Origin of the sequence: Nostoc sp. FACHB-280, from assembly GCF_014697615.1 — a bacterium.
Taxonomy (GTDB): Bacteria; Cyanobacteriota; Cyanobacteriia; order Cyanobacteriales; family Nostocaceae; genus Nostoc_B.
Genome location: NZ_JACJSD010000021.1, coordinates 84,484 through 105,571, shown reverse-complemented (window position 1 = coordinate 105,571; position 21,088 = coordinate 84,484). Strand labels below are relative to the sequence as shown.

General features: G+C 40.4%; 12 protein-coding genes and 1 CRISPR repeat array. Of the genes, 3 read left to right on the top strand and 9 right to left on the bottom strand.

The features are described 5' to 3' along the window. The first annotated feature begins 102 nt into the window (after positions 1 to 102). Both H6G75_RS33015 and H6G75_RS17020 read left to right on the top strand, forming a co-directional pair. Positions 103 to 3,468 (top strand): ATP-binding protein, encoded by a 3,366-nt coding sequence (locus tag H6G75_RS33015; RefSeq protein WP_313934859.1) that lies wholly within the window; start codon positions 103 to 105, stop codon positions 3,466 to 3,468. Positions 3,469 to 3,486: 18 nt separating this feature from the next. Then, positions 3,487 to 3,840, top strand: a complete 354-nt coding sequence (locus tag H6G75_RS17020) for a hypothetical protein (protein WP_190981200.1) — start codon at positions 3,487 to 3,489, stop codon at positions 3,838 to 3,840. Between the two features lie 201 nt (positions 3,841 to 4,041). On the opposite strand, the gene H6G75_RS17015 is transcribed toward H6G75_RS17020, so the two are convergent. Continuing rightward, on the bottom strand, positions 4,042 to 6,252 hold the full coding sequence (locus H6G75_RS17015; RefSeq protein ID WP_199337908.1) for an HAD-IIB family hydrolase: 2,211 nt from the start codon (positions 6,250 to 6,252) through the stop codon (positions 4,042 to 4,044). Positions 6,253 to 6,741: 489 nt separating this feature from the next. Here H6G75_RS17015 and murF point away from each other — a divergent pair, with 489 nt between their 5' ends. Further along, positions 6,742 to 8,103: a UDP-N-acetylmuramoyl-tripeptide--D-alanyl-D-alanine ligase gene (gene murF / locus H6G75_RS17010; RefSeq protein WP_190981199.1), complete on the top strand. Its 1,362-nt coding sequence runs from the start codon at positions 6,742 to 6,744 to the stop codon at positions 8,101 to 8,103. 109 nt (positions 8,104 to 8,212) lie between these two features. Here the strand turns inward: murF and H6G75_RS17005 are convergent, their stop codons facing one another. The 8 genes from H6G75_RS17005 to H6G75_RS16970 form a co-directional block, all read right to left on the bottom strand. Beyond that, complete coding sequence (locus H6G75_RS17005) at positions 8,213 to 10,102, bottom strand: EAL domain-containing protein (protein WP_242051558.1); 1,890 nt, start codon at positions 10,100 to 10,102, stop codon at positions 8,213 to 8,215. A gap of 842 nt (positions 10,103 to 10,944) precedes the next feature. Then, entirely contained in the window at positions 10,945 to 12,216 is a 1,272-nt protein-coding gene (locus H6G75_RS17000; RefSeq protein WP_190981208.1) for a tetratricopeptide repeat protein, read from the bottom strand. Between the two features lie 387 nt (positions 12,217 to 12,603). Then, positions 12,604 to 12,930 carry a hypothetical protein gene (locus tag H6G75_RS16995; protein ID WP_190588950.1) on the bottom strand — a complete coding sequence of 109 codons (327 nt, stop codon included), beginning with the start codon at positions 12,928 to 12,930 and terminating at the stop codon, positions 12,604 to 12,606. 257 nt (positions 12,931 to 13,187) lie between these two features. Next, positions 13,188 to 14,147 carry an orange carotenoid-binding protein gene (locus H6G75_RS16990; protein WP_190981198.1) on the bottom strand — a complete coding sequence of 320 codons (960 nt, stop codon included), beginning with the start codon at positions 14,145 to 14,147 and terminating at the stop codon, positions 13,188 to 13,190. Positions 14,148 to 14,268: 121 nt separating this feature from the next. Further along, a complete protein-coding gene (locus H6G75_RS16985) occupies positions 14,269 to 14,472 on the bottom strand; it encodes a hypothetical protein (RefSeq protein ID WP_190981197.1) in 204 nt (67 codons plus the stop codon). A 476-nt stretch (positions 14,473 to 14,948) separates the two neighbouring features. Then, positions 14,949 to 16,087: direct repeats of the CRISPR family, unit length 37 nt; unit sequence GTTGAAATTTCACTTAATCCCTATCAGGGATTGAAAC. 111 nt (positions 16,088 to 16,198) lie between these two features. Continuing rightward, complete coding sequence (locus H6G75_RS16980) at positions 16,199 to 17,923, bottom strand: ATP-binding protein (RefSeq protein WP_190981196.1); 1,725 nt, start codon at positions 17,921 to 17,923, stop codon at positions 16,199 to 16,201. 241 nt (positions 17,924 to 18,164) lie between these two features. Next, positions 18,165 to 18,614, bottom strand: a complete 450-nt coding sequence (locus H6G75_RS16975; RefSeq protein WP_190981195.1) for a response regulator — start codon at positions 18,612 to 18,614, stop codon at positions 18,165 to 18,167. Positions 18,615 to 18,658: 44 nt separating this feature from the next. Further along, positions 18,659 to 20,914: an ATP-binding protein gene (locus H6G75_RS16970; protein ID WP_190981194.1), complete on the bottom strand. Its 2,256-nt coding sequence runs from the start codon at positions 20,912 to 20,914 to the stop codon at positions 18,659 to 18,661. Positions 20,915 to 21,088 lie beyond the last annotated feature (174 nt).

Genomic DNA, 21,088 nt, shown 5'->3' with positions numbered 1-21,088 from the left:
GGCTGTGCTTATAAAACGCCCGTCAAAACTGCTAAAACCCAATCATGAACTTTTTTTTCTCAAACCCAGATTCCACAATACTTTCAGCCTATCTTGCCCCTAGTGACAGCTTCGCTATATCTACGCCAAGCCGAGTATCAACCAACCGACTTAGCCAGCTTCACCGCAGATTTAGCTGGTGTATTTCGGTCAGCCATTGAACAAGCAGATATAAGCTATTTGGTCAACTGTCCGCCTTTGCCAGAAGCAATTTATGTTGACCATCAAATGTGGGAAAAAATAGTGTTGAACTTGCTGTCCAACGCTTTTAAATTCACGTTTACCGGAGAAATTTGTTTAGAATTGCGCTATTGCCAAGATCATATTGAACTAGAAGTGCGGGACACAGGGACAGGAATTCCGGTGGCAGAATTACCCCGGATATTTGAAAGATTTCATCGCGTCCCAGCTGCGAAAGGACGAACCTTTGAAGGTTCTGGTATTGGACTTTCGTTAGTTCAAGAACTAGTTAAACTGCATCAAGGCAAAATTACAGTTAATAGTATTGTTGATCACGGCACTAGTTTCATCATCTCTATTCCTACAGGATGGGAGCATTTACCAAGCGATCGCATATCCAACATTACCACCACATCTACACCACCCACAATTCAAGCCAGCACCACCTATATTGCCGAAGCACTACGCTGGCTACCCCAAGAAGGGAATAGAGAACAGGGAATAGGGAACAGGGAAAAATCTGATCTGTCACCTGTAACCTCTCACCTCTCACCTTCCTCTGCTCAAATTCTCTTAGTTGACGATAATGCAGATATGCGCGACTACTTACAGCGTTTATTAAGTCTGCGTTATGAAGTAGCAACAGCCGCCGATGGGATAGCGGCTTTAGCATCGATTTGCCAAAAAAAGCCAGATATTTTAATTACAGACATCATGATGCCAAAACTCGACGGTTTTGGCTTGTTACGAGCGGTAAGAGCTAACCCTGATACCAAAACTTTGCCAATTATTTTACTTTCTGCTCGTGCGGAAGAAGAATCTTGTGTGACAGGCTTAAACAATGGCGCAGACGATTATTTAATCAAGCCCTTCTCTGCCAAGGAATTATTAGCGCGGGTTGAAGCTAACCTCAAAATGGCACAAATCCGTCAAGAAGTTGCCCATTACGAACAAAAATTACGCCTGGAAGCAGAATCAGCTCGGAATCAAATTGCGACCATTCTCGAAAGTATTACTGATGCTTTTGTCGCTTTTGACCACGAATGGCGTTATACCTACGTAAATGAACAAGCTACAAGGCTGTTGCAGAAAACCCGTGAACAACTGCTAGGTAAACAGATTTGGCAATTGTTTCCTGAAACAGTCGGAATGCTGAGTCATCAAGAACTGCATCGCGCTCTTAATGAACAAGTTGCTGTTGTTTTAGAAGAATTTGTTCGACCTTTAGGTAAGTGGTTAGAAGTTCATGCTTATCCTTCACCTGATGGACTAGCGGTTTATTTTCGAGATATCACAGAACGCAAACGCGCAGAGTTAGCATTACGCGAGAGTGAAGAACGATTCCGCATAGCCCAAGAATTATCTTTAGATGGGTTCACTATTTTAAAAAGTATTAGAGATGAAATAGGCACAATCATTGACTTTGAGTGGACTTATGTCAATCCCAAAGCAGCCGAGATTCTGAAAAAAACCGTATCAGAATTAGTTGGTCAAAAATTATTAGAAGTTTTACCAGGAAATAAACTCAACAGTCAGTTATTTGAACGTTATGTCATCGTTGTGGAAACTGGCAAACCTCATGATATTGAAATTGCCTACAATGCCGAATCAATTACTGGTTGGTTTCGGAATATGGCAGTCAAATTAGAAGATGGAATTGCCATTTATTTTAGTGATATTACTCAGCGAAAACAAACAGAAATAGCACTGAGTCAAAGTGAGGAACGCTATCGTTCACTAGTAGCTGCCACTTCAGCAGTAGTCTGGGTTACTGATCCTCTCGGTGAATTTATTGATCTACAACCCTCTTGGGAAGAATACACAGGCCAAAGTTGGCAGGATTATGCTGGCTGGGGTTGGGTACAAGTAATTCACCCAGAGGATCGAGAGCGAGTTCAGCAACAATGGCAACAAGCCCTAGACTACAAAAAATACTACGAAGCAGAAATAAGATTGTGGCATCATCCCACTGGTGAATATCGTTATATGATTGCGCGGGGAGTACCTGTGTTGAATCCCGATGGTTCAGTGCGAGAATGGATTGGTACAGATACCGATATTCACGATCGCAAACTAGTGGAAGCAGAACGTAATAGCTTACTGAGTCGTGAACAAGCCGCCCGCGCCCAAGCAGAATCAGCAAATCGTGTCAAAGATGAATTTTTAGCCATTCTCTCTCACGAATTACGTTCTCCTCTGAACCCGATATTAGGTTGGTCAAGATTACTACAAACTCACAAATTAAGTCCTAGCAAAACTGCCGAAGCTTTAGCAACTATCGAGCGCAATGCGAAATTACAAACTCAACTCATAGATGATTTATTAGATGTCTCGCGGATATTGCGCGGCAAACTCAGCTTGAATTTCGTGCCTGTTGATTTATCATTCGTAATTGTGGCAGCTATAGAAACAATGCAAAATGCTGCTATTGCCAAGTCCATTGTGATTCAAACTCATTTAGATTCAGTAGGACAAGTTGCAGGAGATTCGGCGCGGTTACAGCAAATAGTTTGGAATTTACTTTCTAATGCCATTAAATTCACATCGGCTCATGGAACTGTATCAATTGAGTTAAAACAAGTTGGTAAATACGCGCAAATTACAGTCAGTGATACAGGCCAAGGTATCGCCCCAGAATTTTTACCTTATGTGTTTGAATCTTTTCGCCAAGCTGATGCTTCAATTACACGGCAATTTGGTGGCTTGGGTTTAGGGCTGGCAATTGTCCGGCACTTGGTAGAATTACATCATGGTACAGTCCAGGCCGCTAGTCCAGGCGAAGGGCAAGGAGCAACTTTTACAGTGATGTTACCCTTATTACCAGTGCCAACACTCAAGCATCAGGAAGTTAAATCTAGTCATTCTGAGTTGGATTTGACAGGTATGCGGGTTTTGGCGGTGGAAGATGATCCCGACTCCCGCGAATTCCTGGTTTTTGTTTTAGAACAGTATGGTGCAACAGTCATGGCTGTGGCTAATACCGCCGCAGGTTTTGAACTATTTCCTGAATTTCAGCCAGATATTTTAGTTAGTGATATTGGAATGCCTGGGGAAGATGGCTATAGTTTGATTCGCAAAATTAGAAAATTACCAGCCAACCAAGGCGGCAAAATTCCCGCGATCGCCCTTACCGCCTATGCTAAAACTGAAGACAGTCAGCAAGCATTAGCCGCCGGCTTTCAAACACACCTGCCTAAACCTGTTGAACCAACATTGTTAGCTAAGGCGATTATTGATTTGCTGGGATAATTGAATTAAATTTTACAAGTGACCTCTATTAAAAGTGTCTGGGAAAAATTTAACAAAGAGTGGGACGCAATCAACCGTTCTACATTGATTGTTTTAGGTGATGCTTCTTTGGTAGGTGGTATATCTGCTTACAAACTTTACATCAATCGCAACATTCATCGTACAGAAAAAAGATTTGCTCATTTAGCACCGCCAAACAGCATTTACGTCCGACTTAAAGCAGGAGTTTACACAGTAGTTTTGCGAGAGTACGACGCAATGAAGCCCGACCGCAAAGAGTCTAATATACTCAATATTGACATACACGATAACGAACAGATAATAATTTGCGCTTCACTGCGAGACGAACACTTAATTTTATCTTTCTCGTAAATATAGCGGTTCTTGGAGTGAGATACAGAAAAAATAAGATTAACCGGATGAATTTGTAAAATGACGCTATAAAGCATCCCGCGTATGTAAAGAAGTAAAAAGTTGCATCAAACGGAGTGCAAAAAAGCTGATTAATCAACCCTGTCGCCATCCAAAATCCAACATAGTATTACCCCCCTACATACGCGTGAAACTAGAAAATTAGACTGCTACCATTTCTGGTTCTGGCTGTATAACAGACAAATTACCAAAAAAGTCGTAGTGATCTAAGGCTTCTAAAATTCCCCAAGCATAGCGGCCTTGAGCAAAGTAAACTTGAGGATAGCCGCGTAATTTGTGAATTTCTTTGCTGTAGTTACCAACGACAACTGCCAAAGTATTACCAGTTAACATCGATTCGTCATTACCAGATGCACCCGCTACCAAAAATCTTTTTACGGGTAATCCCCATTTCAAAGCCACATAGCGCAGTGCATCTCCCTTAGAAGCACGGAATGGCAATAAGTCAAGATACATATTGTGGCTAAAAATGCCTTTGACTGGGAGTTGTTGCTGGCGCAGATGGCGGATGATTTCGCGGAAATGTGGGGCTTTGTCAGCATCAACAAAGTAGCTAATTTTATACTTTCCTTGGGTGTCTGGGGGCTGTAATTCCAACCCAGGAATGTCCTTCATCGCTTCTCGGATTTCCGCAGGTTGCCAATTATAGTTGATATGTTTCTCCCAACTTGTGTCTGTCACAATTTTGGGGCCGTAGTAAATTTCGCTACCTGCGGAAGTAATCAGCAAATCTGGCATGGGAAATTCCCATTCTTCCAACATGCTTAAAGTACTTCTGAGGTTGCGACCTGTAGCAATGCCGACACCAGTTGTATGTCCTTCAGCACGAATGCGATGAATTAATTTGTGCAGTGCTTCTTGGTCGCCTAATAAGGTATTGTCAATTTCGGTAATGAGAAAGCGATCGGCGGTTGGGAGATGGTTTGTCTCTGGTATTTTCCATTCTGGGCGATCGCTTGTGGGAAATTCTCGCACTGGAGAAAGTAAAGACTGGACTTTCTGTTGGGGAAATAGCCGCACTTTCTCTAAATATTGTTCTATATGACTTTCCCAAGAGAAGGCTTGACGCACATTAGTCAAGCCATTGCTAGACCAGTGTTGCCATTGTTCGGTATCTGTTAAAGCTCGATACAAGGCTTTTTGAATGTCTTGAATATCAAGCGGATCAATCAACAAGCCATTTTGACAAGCGCCAATAATATCCCTCGGCCCACCGTCACAGGTGGCAATAATTGGCACACCGCAAGCCGTAGCTTCAATTAAAGTCAGTCCAAACGGTTCTGTGAGTGCAGGATTAATAAATACTCCACCAGTTTTTGCTGTTAGACGATATAAATCCGGCACATCATCAGAAACATGGTGTTTAGGATAGGCTACATGGCCATACAAGTCATAGCGATCAATTAATTGAAAGATTTCGGAAAATACCTGACGTGGCCCAGATTCCATTGTTGAAATGTCTTCTCGTTGTCCTAAGACAACCACAAGATTAGCCAACTCACGTAGTTTGGGATCTTCCCCAAAGGCTTTAATCAGCCGACTGACGTTTTTGCGAATTGCTGGCCGAGAAATGGCCGTAATCATCGGCTTTTCTGGGTCTTTGAGGAATCGTTGCAATTGCTGGTAAATTTGGGGTTTTGGCCAATCTGCGGGGGCGGGATAAAACTTCTCTAAAGTTACCCCTGGCGGAATAACCACCATTCTTTCTGGTTGATATTGGTCGTAGACGCTGTACTGTTCTTCAATTTCTTGATTTGTACTCGCAATCACTAAGGCTGCACCACCAAGGGTAATTTCTTCGGCTTCAATGCGGGTACTAATATGAAAGTGGTCTTCAATGGCTTCGAGTTTGGTTCCTTGTTCGAGTAATCGTTGCTGCTTGACTCGTCCCAAGGAATGACCTGTGTGTACTAGTGGCGTTCCTAACCAACCAGCAACTCGACAACCAACATATCCCGCATCGGCGTAGTGAGTATGAATGACGTTGGGAATTTTGCCAACTTTGCGGATATGTCTGAGTAATTCATCTGCAAAAGTATCTAAATGCGGCCAGAGAACTTCTTTGCGGAGGTAGCGACGCGGCCCACAAGCGAGGCGAATAATTTGGGCTTTGTCTGAGAGAATTTCTACAGGCTTGGCGTAGTCGGAACTAACTTTGGGGTCATCGATTAAACGTGTTACCAAGTCCACTCTTTCTACTTGGGGATGTTTGGCTAATGTACAGGCAAGTTCGACTACATATTTTGTTTGTCCACCTGTGTCAGCATCTCTACCTAATTCGAGATTTTTTCCCCTAATCAAGCCGTGAACACTGACTAGTAGAATATACAACCCTGAACTATGTGATATCATGTCTTCCTCTGTGGTTGATAGTAGATAGGTAATGCTATAGTTCGCCTGATGAATTTTTAATTTGTTGGGAGAGTTAAAGACAAAACATCTATCATGGGGCAGCCTTGCTCAAATGTGTAATACTTATTTTCCCTGACTATGGACTAAAACATTAAACAAGTAACTCCTAAAAAAGGTATTTTGTGTTTTTTTGCCTTGTCAAAAAGGCCAATTAATGGTCAAAATCATCGGAAATTTAGTATGAATGATTACAAAATTTGGCTATGATGTATGCTTTGTCATTGTTAAATCGATAAACAGGTTTTTATCCAAGAAAATAAATCACTCCTTGAATCATTGCTAAAAATTGTAGGTGCAAAAAAAGTACAGTACTTGGTGTTTTGTTCACAAAGATTATACGATGAGATAATTTTCTCTGCGTCTCCTTTATGGACGATTTAGTTAAGAAAATAGATAATCATTTTTTATAAAAATCATCCCAAAAGCTCTATGTCTTGGTCTTCTACCCTATCCCAACTGTTGCAAGTGATTTCGGCTCAATCTGCCAATTTATCAGAGGCGGCGTTAACGCAAGTGAGTATTGGTGTCCAAACAGATACGCGAATTATTCAGCCTAAAGAAGTATTTCTAGCCTTACGAGGTGAAAAGTTTGATGGCCATGATTTTATCCCAACCGCGATCGCTAAAGGCGCATTAGCCGCAATTGTCGATTTTGACTACGAAGATTCTGATTTTCCAGTTTTAAAAGTTAAAAACACTTTAGCAGCTTATCAACAAATTGGTCGATGGTGGCGCGATCGCTTTCAAGTCCCAGTGATTGGAGTTACGGGTTCTGTAGGTAAAACCACAACCAAAGAATTAATCACGGCAGTTTTATCCACCCAAGGCAAAGTGCATAAAACATTCGGCAATTTTAATAATGAAATTGGTGTGCCGAAAACTCTCTTAGAATTAGATACAGAGCATGATTATGCTGTAATTGAAATGGCGATGCGGGGTAGAGGGCAAATTGCCGAACTCACCCACATTGCTAGGCCAACGATTGGAGTAATTACTAACGTTGGCACAGCCCATATTGAGTTGTTGGGATCAGAAGTGGCGATCGCTGAGGCAAAATGTGAATTACTCGCCGAAATGCCAAAAGATAGTGTGGCAATTTTAAATTACGACAGTCCTTTATTAATTGCTACAGCTAAAAAAGTCTGGTCGGGTGAAGTTTTAACTTACGGTTTATCTGGGGGCAATATCCACGGAAACTTACTTGATAATGAAACTATAGAAGTTGCTGGGATAAAATTACCTCTGCCATTGGTAGGTCGTCATAATGCGACAAACTTTTTAGCAGCTTTAGCTGTGGCTAAGGTGTTGGGAATTGATTGGTCAACTTTAACTGAAGGTGTGGCGGTAGATATGCCCACCGGGCGATCGCAACGTTATGCTCTGCCCAATGATGTTGTATTCTTAGATGAGACTTATAATGCTGCACCAGAAGCTATGTTAGCAGCGTTGCAACTATTGGCAGACACTCCCGGAAAGCGCAAAATTGCCGTCTTGGGTGCAATGAAAGAATTGGGAGAGCGATCGCCACAATTACACCAAAAAGTCGGTGAAACAGTCCGTGACTTGCATTTAGATAGTTTACTAGTGTTGGTAGATGGACAAGATGCGGCAGAAATAGCCAAAAGTGCCGCAGGTATTCCTGCTGAGTGCTTGACTACTCACAGCGATTTAGTCGCACGGCTCAAGACTTTCATTCAACCAGGCGATCGGATTTTATTTAAAGCCGCCCATTCTGTAGGCTTAGACCGTGTAGTTAATCAACTACGGACAGAGTTTGCAGCAAAGTTCTGAGTGGAAAGTGCCGAGTGCTGAGTAAAAATACTAACCTCCAGCCTGTAACCTGTAACCTGTAACCTGTAACCTGTAACCTATAACCTGTAACCTATAACCTCTCTCAAATTTAGTTAAACAAAAACGGCACAGGTCGCGCCACCCCATAACCTTGGGCATAATTTACCCCAAGGTTTTGAATTACTTGTAAAATTTCGCTGTTTTCCACAAACTCAGCAATGGTTTGAATGCCCATAACTTGACCAATTTTATTAATCGCATCAACCATTGCTAAATCAATTGGTTCTTCTACAATGTGCTTGACAAAACTACCATCTATTTTTAAATAATCAACTGGTAAATTTTTGAGATAAGCAAAAGACGACATTCCACTGCCAAAATCATCTAAGGCAAAGCAGCAACCAAATTCCTTGAGTGCGCGAATAAATCCAGCCGCTTTACTTAAGTTTTTGATAGCCACAGTTTCGGTAATTTCAAAGCAAATTGCTTCCGGTGGAATTTGATGTAATGTAAACTGGTCACACACAAAATCAATAAATTTGTCATCATTAATACTCGCGCCAGACAAGTTGATAGTATACAAACAGCCACGCGAGTGTTCTAATAAAGGACAATGAGATTGCGGAAAATCTACAGACTGCCCTAAATGGGTAAAAAATGTGTGAATTACCCAACGGTCTATAGTTTGCATCAGATTGTAGCGTTCAGCAGCCGGAATAAACGCCATAGGTGAAACTAACTTACCTGTTTCATCAACTAGTCGTAAGAGAACTTCGTAATGCACTGTTTCTGAGTCATTGTTAGTCACAGGAACAATAGATTGATAGTAAAGCCGGAAACGATTGTCTTCGAGTGCTTGTGTAATTCTGCTTACCCATTGCATTTCGCCATACTGTCTGATTAACTCCAAATCATCAGCTTGGTAAATATGAACACGATTACGTCCTTGGTTTTTGGCAACATAGCAAGCTGCATCAGCCGCACTCAAGGCACTATTCATATTTGGTGTATCGGCGTTAAGGACAACTAAGCCAATGCTGATGCTAAGGTTGAAGATTTTATCTTGTTGCCAGACAAAGCGAAACTTTTGGGTGTTTTCTCTGATGGTATTAGCAATTAATACTGCGGCTTCGAGAGAACAGTTGTGGAAAATAATCCCAAATTCATCTCCACCTAAACGTGCCAGGGTATCGTAGGAACGAATATATGTTTGAAACAAATGGCCAACTTCACACAATAGTTCATCACCAGCCGCGTGACCACAGGTATCATTGACAATCTTGAATTGATCTAAATCTAGATAACACAATATATGTTGTTCTTTGCCCGTTTGGGCGTTGTTCACAGCTTGGGTGAGGCGGTGTTCAAACTCCCGTCTGTTGACTAGTCCTGTTAAGCTATCGTGGCTGGCTTGCCAAGATAGTAATGTGACTAAAGCCAGTTCTTTTTCAGCAAACAAAGCTTGTTCAATAATTTGACGTTCGGCAATTTCTTGTTGTAATTCTTCTAAAGCTATTAATAACTCGTTTGTGCGGCGGGTAACTCTTGTTTCTAATTCTTCATTGGTTTTTTGGAGGGTGACTTGCGATCGCCTGCGTTGATGATCAATAATGTTGAGCGGACAAATCAAAACTGCAAACACAATAATATTCAAAATACTCAACATACATAGCCCAAATTCCGCAGTACAAATCTCCATTCGATACCCAAACAAAACTAGTCCGCAGATGACTGGCGAAAACATAATTGCTGTTGGTAATAAATTCCTCGCCATGATTCCGCCTGCACTTTGACTCGTGACTATCATCATTAACCCACGCTTTAGGCAGGCAAACAAAATGCCAAAGATTAGTAATATAAATGCAATTGCTGTATGTATTGCTATTGATGTGAATGAGCTAAATTGATAAAAATGTGCATTTATCAAACCAATAGCAGTATTAGCTTTCATGGCTATCCATCCTGGTATAACGCTTTTCAGCACTTCAATATCTTTCATGCAGCCAATAAGAACTACACAGCTAATCACAATGACTGCAATACTCGTTTTTGTGTGAATAAGACTGGAATACAGCGTTGAGTGAGTAAGGCTGAGAACGAAATTGAACATGATGAACAGTCATATTTAATTTAACCAGCAAATATCATGTTACATGCTAGTTTCGCATAAAAACTACATATATGAAAGTATGCAATCTTGAAATTCACACTAATTTTTGGTTAATACTAGTTCTTGATAAAGTTGTTATGAAGACTTTTTATACAACATCTCTACAATATTTACAGCGTATTTTGAGTAAATGAGGTACAAGCGTAAAACCCAAAACCATGTAGAGACGTTACATGTAACGTCTCTACAGTATTCCAAGAATATATAAACTGCTGTATTTATCACCGCTACTTTATTCAATAAATTTTTCTGCTATGAATTTGAATAAAAAAGTCCGCTAATGCGGACTAAATATAAGGGCTAATTTTTACTTGTATGGGCAAGAAATACTCCATCTGGCATTTTTATTATTTCTAATTTGAGTCTATAAATCAAGGTTATAAAACTATTTTTCGGACATAATTAACAAGGTAATGGAGAGTTAGAAGTGATAATTTTATGCAAAAAAAAGTCCGCGAATGCGGACTAAGGACATTGGATAAGGTTAGGTTGTCACCAAGATCGCTTACTCTTTATGAGAGTTATTTTTATTCTGATCTACATCATCTTAAAAATCAAGTATTACTGAACAAGTGTTTAGACATAACTCCTGATATTCTGTCTCTTGATAATGTAATAATATGAAAGATTAATCAACTAATTATCTGAATTTTGAATATCTGTTTCTGAGATTATCTACCGCGATCGCCTTCTAAATCTTCAATCACTCTTTGCAAATACCACTCATCTAATCTACCGGGATAATCATCTTGCTTTTGGTCAATTAATCGTTGGGCAATTTCCCAATAACCGCCAACTAAGCGTAAAAGTTTTTGTCTGAGTAAGTTATATTTTTGTTTATTAGACTCTGGATAAGCTGTTTGAATTTTTTGCAGACTATCTAAAACTTGTTGATAATTATCCCAATCTTCTTGTTCACAAAAAATACTCGCGGCGCGTTGATAATCGGCTACAGCACTTTGCATTTCTTCAAGTAATGTATAAGCAATGCCGCGATTATAGTAAGCTTGGGCATCATCAGAGTTAATTTGCAAAGCTTGACTGTAATCTTGAATTGCGCCTAAATAATTACCCATTGCGCGATAAACATTACCTCTGGCAACATATATCAAAGCATCTTCCGGCTGTATTTGCAGTGCTTGGTTAAAATCTGCGATCGCACCTTGATGATCTCCCAACAAAGCACGAGCTTTACCCCGGTTACGATAAACAATCGCATCTTGAAACTTGAGTAACAGTGCTTGGTTAAAATCTGCGATCGCCTCACGATAACTACCCATTTTGCACCACACCACACCCCGACAGCAATAAGCCTGAGCATCTTGAGGATCAGCTTGCAATACCCAGTTTAAATCGGCGATCGCTGCTTTGGTATCTCCTTGTTCGGCTTTGTCTAAGAGTTGGGTAAAATAATCTTTCGTAGAGATAATTGGCGCAGTTACAGAATTTTGGGGTTTTACTTGGGGTTTCGCTGGCGGTTGTAGCTGTTTAATTTTTTCCAAACACAGACGACAATTTTCCTTATCTTTTTGCTGTAAGTATAATTCTGCCGCTTGTTTAAAACTAGCGATCGCATTAGTAATTAACCCTTGCTTGCGTTGGACTATTCCCCGCAAACTATAAGCAGCTGCATAATTTCCCCGCAGATGAATCGCCTGTTCCACATCATCCAACGCCCCAGGTAAATTTTTTAAAGCTAACCGCGCCAATGCACGACTGTAGTAAGCTTCCACAAATTTCGAGTCTATTTTCAAAGCTTCGGTATAATCGGAAACTGCCGGCAGAATTTGTCCTGAATCATAATAGGCCAAACCCCTGTGCAGATAAGCTTCCGTATCGAATGGCGCAACTTGGATAACTTCACTAAAATCTGCGATCGCCCCAGCATAATCTTTTTGCTTGGCCTTTTCTAGCCCCTGAAAATAGAGTTCGTGATGATTCATAATTAGTAATTTATAAGTGTATTTTGCAATCTGCTCACCGTAACTCCTATCTTGCACCATATTAAAAGCTGCTGTGAGGATGTCAACAAAGTGTTGTTACAAAAGAAATGCAGCAGAAAACATCTCTGTCTTTCTGCTGCTATCAAGTCCCGTCTCGGAATAAATTCCGAGTCTCACAGCGCAAGTCCTCTTCAGAGGACTCAACAAGAAACTCATTCCAGTCCACTTGAGTGGACTTTGGCTATCAGCCTGGAACTTTAGTTCAAGGCGGGATGCGTTTCATACTGCCTATTTTCGACTTGTGTGTACACGGTAGCCTTTTTAAGGGGGGTTAGGGGGGATCAATAAGTGCTAATAATCACAACCAATCACTTTTCAAACAACCTCTTACATACGAGTCATCACGGCTACTTTAGTCAACTTATCCTTTTCCAGTCCTTGTAGTTCATCAAGATGTAGCCAGCCTTCTTTGATCAACCTAGCAAAGACAAAGATGAGGACTGAATATCTGTAGTCGTATTTACCATCAATTTCATGCCTTCTAGCACTTAAGAAATCATGTAACTGCCACATTTCATCAGCCTGTGTCATCATACTGGATCTTTGCTGAACTTCTTGGATCACAGCCTCAATTTCGCGTTTATATGCTTTCTCAAAAGCTTGTTTAGCTATTTCTTCCTCGGTCTTAGACCATTCAATTTCACTCACTTGCATTCCGAACCTTAAAGTTTATGCGTTTAATGATTTTATCAATGGGTCATTTGCGGCAAAAAATATGAGCGCCCTTGACTAGAGAGCGCCCACACAATCATTCAAGGTATATTCGTATCTTGCACCAAGCGACTGAAGTCGCGGCTACACGAACAAAACCCGCCTGCGCGGGTTCAAAACCCTTGATTTGAGCTTAGTCCGCGTAGGCGGACTTCGTTTTTATAGCCGCGAATTCTATTCGTCGGGGCTAGGTAATTCTTCTAGCGAACTAAATTTAATAGTTCTTTAGGAGATGCCAGCAAATCAATTGCTACAAAGAAAATTTTACCTTTAGGATTAATTAAAAATCTCCAAGCCATATTCATCCCGACACTAGCACCAAACCAAGGAGTTTGGACTTTACCTGTAACTTTGATTTGGGTGTAACCTTCTTCTGCTGGTTCAGAAACGCCTCTTTCTGGAAGCAGTTTGAGGTTTTGACATTCTTCGTTGAAAAATCGCAGAATCGCATCTCTACCAACAATTGGTCTTTGGAAAGGAGGTTGCAAAGCTGCATCAGGCGCGAACAAATCAATTAACGCCCCAAAATCATTGGCATTAAGGTTGTCCATATAACTCAGCACTGTTTCATTTGTAATGCCTTCAATGCTGACTTTAGTACGTTGCGACACATCCTTTGGTGCAACAACAGGTTCAGAAACTCTGGTGTAGTCACCCAACTTGTTGGGGTCAAATCCCATATCAACAACAGAGTTGCGTAAAACAGTAATTTGTTGTCCCTGATCTAGTTCTCTAACTGCTTGCAGTACTGCTGAAGCATTGGCAGAAAGCTGATAACCAGGAGGAATGGGAGCAACAATACCTTGATCCATCCATACCCCAAGTTGATACCAGAAACCTAGTTTGATGTTTGCTGACCAAGTAGCATAGGTACGACAAATAGGTGTATCAGCATTGTTGGCTAGATCGCACATTACTTGACTTTGCTCAGTAAAAGTCATTTTCCGAATTTGATCGAGAGTTGCTTCAGCAAACTGCATCCGAGCAGCGCCTGGAGCAGCAACAGTAATTGTTTTACCCATTTCTAAATAAGCAAACCAAGTCCAAGCCAGCTGATCTTCCGCACTGAGTTGCTTAAATCTAGCAATAGTCGCTGGTACTGCATCAGCAGATAGGGTTTCTGGGAAAATACCGCGAGCCGAGTCAATTGTAATTGCCATATTTACACACTTAACCTTAATCGTATTTACAACTAAAGGACGCAGGCAAGAGCGTTTGAACGTTCAAGCTTTAGCGACCTGTTACAAAAATATCACAAAAGTTAATAAATATTCACAAATTTTAATGAGCATTGCAAAATACACCTCCAGCCTGGTGGAGAAAGGCAAAAGAGCTAAACCCGAATTTCTCACGGATGGGTGTGGGGAGTGTGGGAAGTGTGGGAAGTGTGAGGGGAAAGATTTCTTTACTTTCCTCCCACTCCTCCCACACTCCTGGATTTCTCTCTTGTGAGAAATCTAGGTAAATCCCGTCTAGAATTAACATTCCAGGCTCATAGCTATGGAAGACATAGAAGAATTAACCGCAGATGGACGCGGATAAACGCTGATAAAATAGGTGTCTCTGAGGCAACATTTAAAGCTAGTAAAAATAAAAGTAGGTTGGGTGGAACGAAGTGAAACCCAACATGGATAAGTAACACAGCAATTCTACATAATTTACAAACATCGCTCTACCTTGTCTACCCTGTCCTCCTTGTCTACCTTGTCTCTGTTATGTTCCTAGCACCTAAAAATGCGCGGATGGGTGGGTGTAGAAAATCAAGCTTGAGGCAAAATCCCTGTATGCCTTTCCACATAAGCTTTTTAAGGAAAATTAAATTAAAATTATCCGCGCACCTTACGCTGTCTAGATTTCAGCGATTCACCGTAAATCAACTGACATTTACTAGTGTTATAATCGACCCATCCGCGAAACTGAACATTGAAAACCAAATACAGACTGATTTTCCAGCCCCCGCAGTTGAAATTTCACTTAATCCCTATCAGGGATTGAAACGTGATCAATCGCTAACTGCTTGGCCACAGTTTCGTTGAAATTTCACTTAATCCCTATCAGGGATTGAAACTTTCACGTATGAAAAGCTCCCCCCTCACCCTTGTGTTGAAATTTCACTTAATCCCTATCAGGGATTGAAACAGTACATCGCGGCGGCTAGTCTGAGGATTGGCAGTACGTTGAAATTTCACTTAATCCCTATCAGGGATTGAAACATATTCGAGCATATAAGTTCGTTGCAGATGTTCCGTTGAAATTTCACTTAATCCCTATCAGGGATTGAAACCTTGCGACTTAACAGCAAGTATTGTGACTCCAGCTGTTGAAATTTCACTTAATCCCTATCAGGGATTGAAACGGCACAGTTAATTCTGCCTGCAATTCCCAACAGAGGGTTGAAATTTCACTTAATCCCTATCAGGGATTGAAACATGAGAAATTGAGGAGATTTGACTGCCATCGTATTCAGTTGAAATTTCACTTAATCCCTATCAGGGATTGAAACATCTGTCTCTACCCTTATGATTAGCGGCGATATAGTTGAAATTTCACTTAATCCCTATCAGGGATTGAAACACAGCTTTGAGATGTGGTATCAGTCAGTTCGCCGCCTATGGCGATTGTTGAAATTTCACTTAATCCCTATCAGGGATTGAAACGTAGGTGATGGTCGGTACAACATTGCCGATAGAATAGCGTTGAAATTTCACTTAATCCCTATCAGGGATTGAAACAACTACGTCTGCGGCAGTGTTTTGCTGATTTTTATTCTTGGTTGAAATTTCACTTAATCCCTATCAGGGATTGAAACGCTTGATATCGCCTTGTATATCCGCAACAACGATATTGTTGAAATTTCACTTAATCCCTATCAGGGATTGAAACGCGAATGCCGTCTATTAACGCTTCTATCAATCCTTCTGTTGAAATTTCACTTAATCCCTATCAGGGATTGAAACCCTATGGCGGTATTTGCTCGATTCGCCGCCTCGTTGAAATTTCACTTAATCCCTATCAGGGATTGAAACTTTTAGTTGCTTATTTACATCTCCTATAACAATAGGAATTGAAATTTTACTTAATCCCTGTCCTAAATCATTTGTAAAATTTCTATATCTTTATTCTTCTTTCTTACCTTTGCGTCCTTGGCGTTCTTGGCGGTTCGTTTCCATATTTATGTTTTTCACGACTCATTTAGGATTGCTATAGGCGTTTAATGAGTGTACCTTTTTGGCAATTTAATTGTAACTTTAGTTCCCTTTTCTTCTTGACTAGATAAACTAATATTACCGCCATGTAACTCTACGCAAGCTTTAGTAATTACTAAACCCAAACCTGTTCCTGGGATAGTGTCAACATTACTACCTCGACTAAAAGATTTGAACAAATTTTCTTGATCTACAAGAGGAATACCTATACCCTCGTCTTGAATTTCTATAAAGATTTCTGATTCTTTACCATTTAGATAAACTGTTACATTGCCACCTGCGGGTGAATACTTGATTGCATTAGATAATAAGTTTAAAAGTATTTGGCGCAAAAGTCCGCGATCGCCCCAAAAGTGCTGATAATTACCTGTCACTTGCAAAATTAATGTGTGGCGATTATCTAATATTTCTTGTTGTTCGGCAATTAACTCAGAAATAAACTGCAAGACATCTAAAGGCTGTGGTTTAAATTTAGTTTTATCCAGTTCTAATTGATGAACCAAAAGCATATCATCCACAAGTTTAGACATATGCCTTGCTTTCTGCTCAATAATTTGTAAGAAGCGATTCTTTTTCGCTTCATCTAAATGTTCACTTCGCTGTCTAATGGTTGATGCAGCCGCCAAAATCGAAGCTAAAGGTGTGCGGTATTCGTGAGAAACTGTCGTTACAATTTGCGATTTAAAATTATTGAGTTCTTTTTCTTTAACGAGTGCAGCTTGAGTCATTGCTAACAGTTCAGCTTGTTGAATTGCTATTGCCAACTGCACCGATACTTGGTTGAGAATTTCCACTTCATCAACAGGCCATAGCCTATCTTCCGAACTGGGTTGAGCAATTAAAAAACCCCAGAGTTTCGGATTGGGGTGGCTATTATGACTAACATTAATTGGAACTACTAAATTAGCCTGAGTATTTAATTGCTCTTTTTTGTGAAAGCAAAAATGACTCAAACTTGCTTCATAAACACGAGAAATTCTGCGTCTGTGTCGCCATTGATGATTTTCACCGAGATTACTATAGGCAACAACTAAACTTTTTTGCCTGCGTACATTTGTACTATGGGCTTCTTGTGTGGTGACAAAGTGAGTTTCTGATTGATGGTAAACATCTGAAATGTGGTCATATACTTGTTCAATTTCCCCAGAGGAGGCCACTATCTTGCCACCCATATCAGAGGTAAACTGATAAATAATCACGCGATCGCACTTCAAAAGTTGCTGTACTTCCACTACAGCCGTATGTAAGATTTCTTCGACATTTAAAGACTGACGAATCCGCAGTGCTGTTGTCGCAATTAAACGTTGTCTTTCTTGCGTTTGGCTGAGTTTAACTTTCAGACAAGATTGTTTAATAGCATTACGCACTGCTAATTGTAAAACATCTAACTGGAGGTGCTTTTTCACTAAATAATCATCAGCACCACGCTTCATAGCCTGCACTGCAACTGCTTCATCACCACGCCCAGTCAACATAATAATAGAAGCAGGGGTTTCACCGCGACACTTTTGCAAACGTTCTAACAAATCTAACCCACTCATATCCGGCAAGCAAAAATCCAGCAGAATCACATCACAGTGAATTGCTTGACATAACGCCAAGCCTTCTTCCGCAGAGTCAGCCTCGAATATCTGATATGAATTTTGAGGATCTTTTAATAGATATCTACGATAAATTTTCCGATCCTCGGCACAATCATCAATGATGAGTAGCGTCCAGGTGTCCGGCATATTAAGAATTAGGGAGAATATTTACGCTCCTTGACTTAGCATCCCACAAATGACAGCAATATTAACTAATTATTACAAAAATATAAATCAAATCTTAAATTTAAGGGGTTAGAGGCTAGAAATAAACTCCTGCCCCAACCACGTAGCGGTAAGTCAAAAGGCAAAAGTTAAAAGTCAAAAATCAAGAATACTTTTGACTTTTGATTTTTTACTTTTGACTTCTCCGGCTTTGCCGGAGCCTCTAATCCACAGGCGCTACAGTATTAGTCTCTAACCAATACTCGACAAATGCTTGCACTGTCTTTTGCAGTTCTTGAGCATCCATCGGCTTGACTAGATAGCCATTGGCACCTTTTTGGTAGCAAAATTCAATGTCTTTAGGGTTGGATGATGTGGTAAAAACCACAATGGGGATTTTTTTTAAACTGATGTCTTGCTTGAGTCGTTCTAGGATGTCACGGCCATCAATCCCAGGTAAATTCAGGTCAAGCAAAATCACCGAAGGCTTCGGTATGGTGTTCGGGTTTTGGGAATTCTCTTGTTGATAAAGGAAGTCCAAAACCTCATCCCCGTTTGTACATCTATATATAGGGTTCTGGACAGCCAACCGCCGCATTAGGCGTTGCAACATTTTAAAGTCTTCATTGCTATCCTCAACAACCAACAGAGGTTTGTTAAGTTTTTTCGTCATCAGAGATTTTAAAAAATGTAACAAAATTTTTTAAATATCTTAAACTATTGCCCCAAGGTGAAATAAAACGTGGAGCCTTTACCCATACTAGATTCCACCCAAATTTGACCGCCGTGTAACTCAACAATTTTTTTAGAAATGGCGAGTCCTGCACCTGTACCACCGCCATACTTTTCTTGCGAGTGCAGCCGCTTAAAGAGGCGAAAGATGGTTTGGTAATGATGGGGTTGAATACCAATTCCGTTATCTTTGACGTAAAAAACGGGAAATAAAGTGAATTTTTGGATTTTATCGGATTCTTGCTGAGTAATAAAGCCAATTTCAATGAATGGTTCTGGTTTATTGTTATATTTCAAAGCATTAATTATTAAATTAGTAAAAACTTCGTTGACTAATACGGGGTCACACTGAACTGCTGGTAAAGGTCGAGGAATGTGGATATTCAGTTGCACTTCCTGACGACTGGCTTGAATAACATCAATTACTTGGTTTAGTAGTTCATTAAAATCAGTCAGTTGGAGATGCAATTCTGTTTGTCCTAATTGCGAGAGACGCAACAGCGAATTAATCAGTGTTTCCATCCGCACAGACAAAGCAAGGACAGTCTGTAAGTAGTCAATACCATCTGCATCTAAGATGTCGGCATAATCTTCGATTAAAATTGTCGAGAAATTATAAATGCCGCGCAAAGGTTCTTTTAAGTCGTGAGAGGCTGCATAAGCAAAAGAAGCAAGTTCGCGGTTACTGCGTTCTAACTCTTGATTGATTTTGGCTAATTCCTCGGCTTTAGAAAGAACAATACCTACAATTGCCCCCTTCAAAGCCCAAGCATTATCAATCTCACACTGTTTCCAAGGTAGAGATGTTAACTGGACGATTTCTTGCCACTTTTCAAAGGATGTGCGTGGACACAGTGTAACGCTACCATCTATATTTGTCTGGATTGATTCATTAGGATTACCTGCCCAATTAATAGTCTGCACAACTTCGGGACGAAACCACAAAATATAGTAACGCTGCACTTGAGAAATACGTAACAACAGCAACCCACTGGCAGTATTTTTAAATTGAATCGCTTCTGGGTAGAGTTTCGGCAGAGCATTGCTGGCAAATATGCGTTCGCTAACGTGATTATCTACCCAAGTAATTAATTTTCGTACCTGTTCTATTTTTGGTGTTGCACCCACCAGTGTAATTTCATTGTCTAAACATACCGCCGCCCCGGTGGCACTAACAAGGGCAAGTAAACTTGGCTGCGGTTTAATTAAGGCATCAATAAAATTATCTGCTTGGTAAATTAACTCGACAAATTCGGCTTGCAGAGATTTCAGCCTGACTTCGTAGTCTAATTCGGAATGAATAACTTTATGTCCTAACTCTGAGGAGACAATTTGACCGAGAAATTCGCAGATTTTCCGCACTTCGTAAGTTAAATACTTCGGTGTTTGATGATGACAGGAAATTAAACCCCACAATTGCTGATTTTTAATTAAAGCAATCACCAAAATGGCAGCTACACCCATATTTTGATGATAGGTAATACAACAAGGATCTACACTCCGCAATACCGACCAAGTTAAATCAAGGGGTGTAGCTGGGTTTTGGGAAATTAACTCTACAGGTTGGGCGGTAAAATCAGGAATAAATCTTTGTAAGCACTGGGTGTATAGCTGTTTGACTGGTGTGGGAATATCTGTGGCGGGAAAGTGAAGTCCCAAATAAGGTGATAAATCTTCTCGTTTAGCTTCTGCAACTACTGAACCTGCGCCTTGTTCATCAAATTGATAGATCATCACGCGGTCAAAAGCGGTGATTTGGCGATATTCGACGGCAGCTAAATGCAGAAATTCTGCTAAGTTTGTAGTGTGTTGCAAATGTGCGATCGCTTCACTCACCAAAGTATGAAAACCTAAAAAACTAATATCTTCATCACTGTTTTTTGGTTCTAGTTCCAAAATTACCGCATTGGTGGTTCGGTGAACAATCCCATCAAAGTAGCGTGCTTGATTACCAGTTGTAATTGGTATTTTCAAAATCGTGAAAGTGCCAATTTTTTTCTCTAAGCAGTGTTTAATAGCTGTTACCTGGGGAGTCGCTAGTAAACAACTCAATGGTTGACCTAGTAAATCTTGGGGTTGTTTGTCTAAATAAGTCGCGGTGTTGTTGCTAACTTGCCAAATTTCTAATTCAGTATTCAAAGCCAGTAATAAACCATGAGGCTGTATCGACCCAGAAAGATGAATCGGTTGGTCATGGCTGTTCTCGGAAGTAGGTTGAGTAGTGATGTCTTCAGGACTCATGGTGGAATAGATAAAGTTTAACTGATGACAATGCACTAAATTGCAGATAGGAATTATTCTGCCTTGCTCTTGCTCCAGATTGATAGAAACTTATGAATTGCTGACATCTAGATGATTTCTAGTTACTAAAAATTTAGGACATAAAAGTTACACTTGTTTTTAATCTCACTGGAA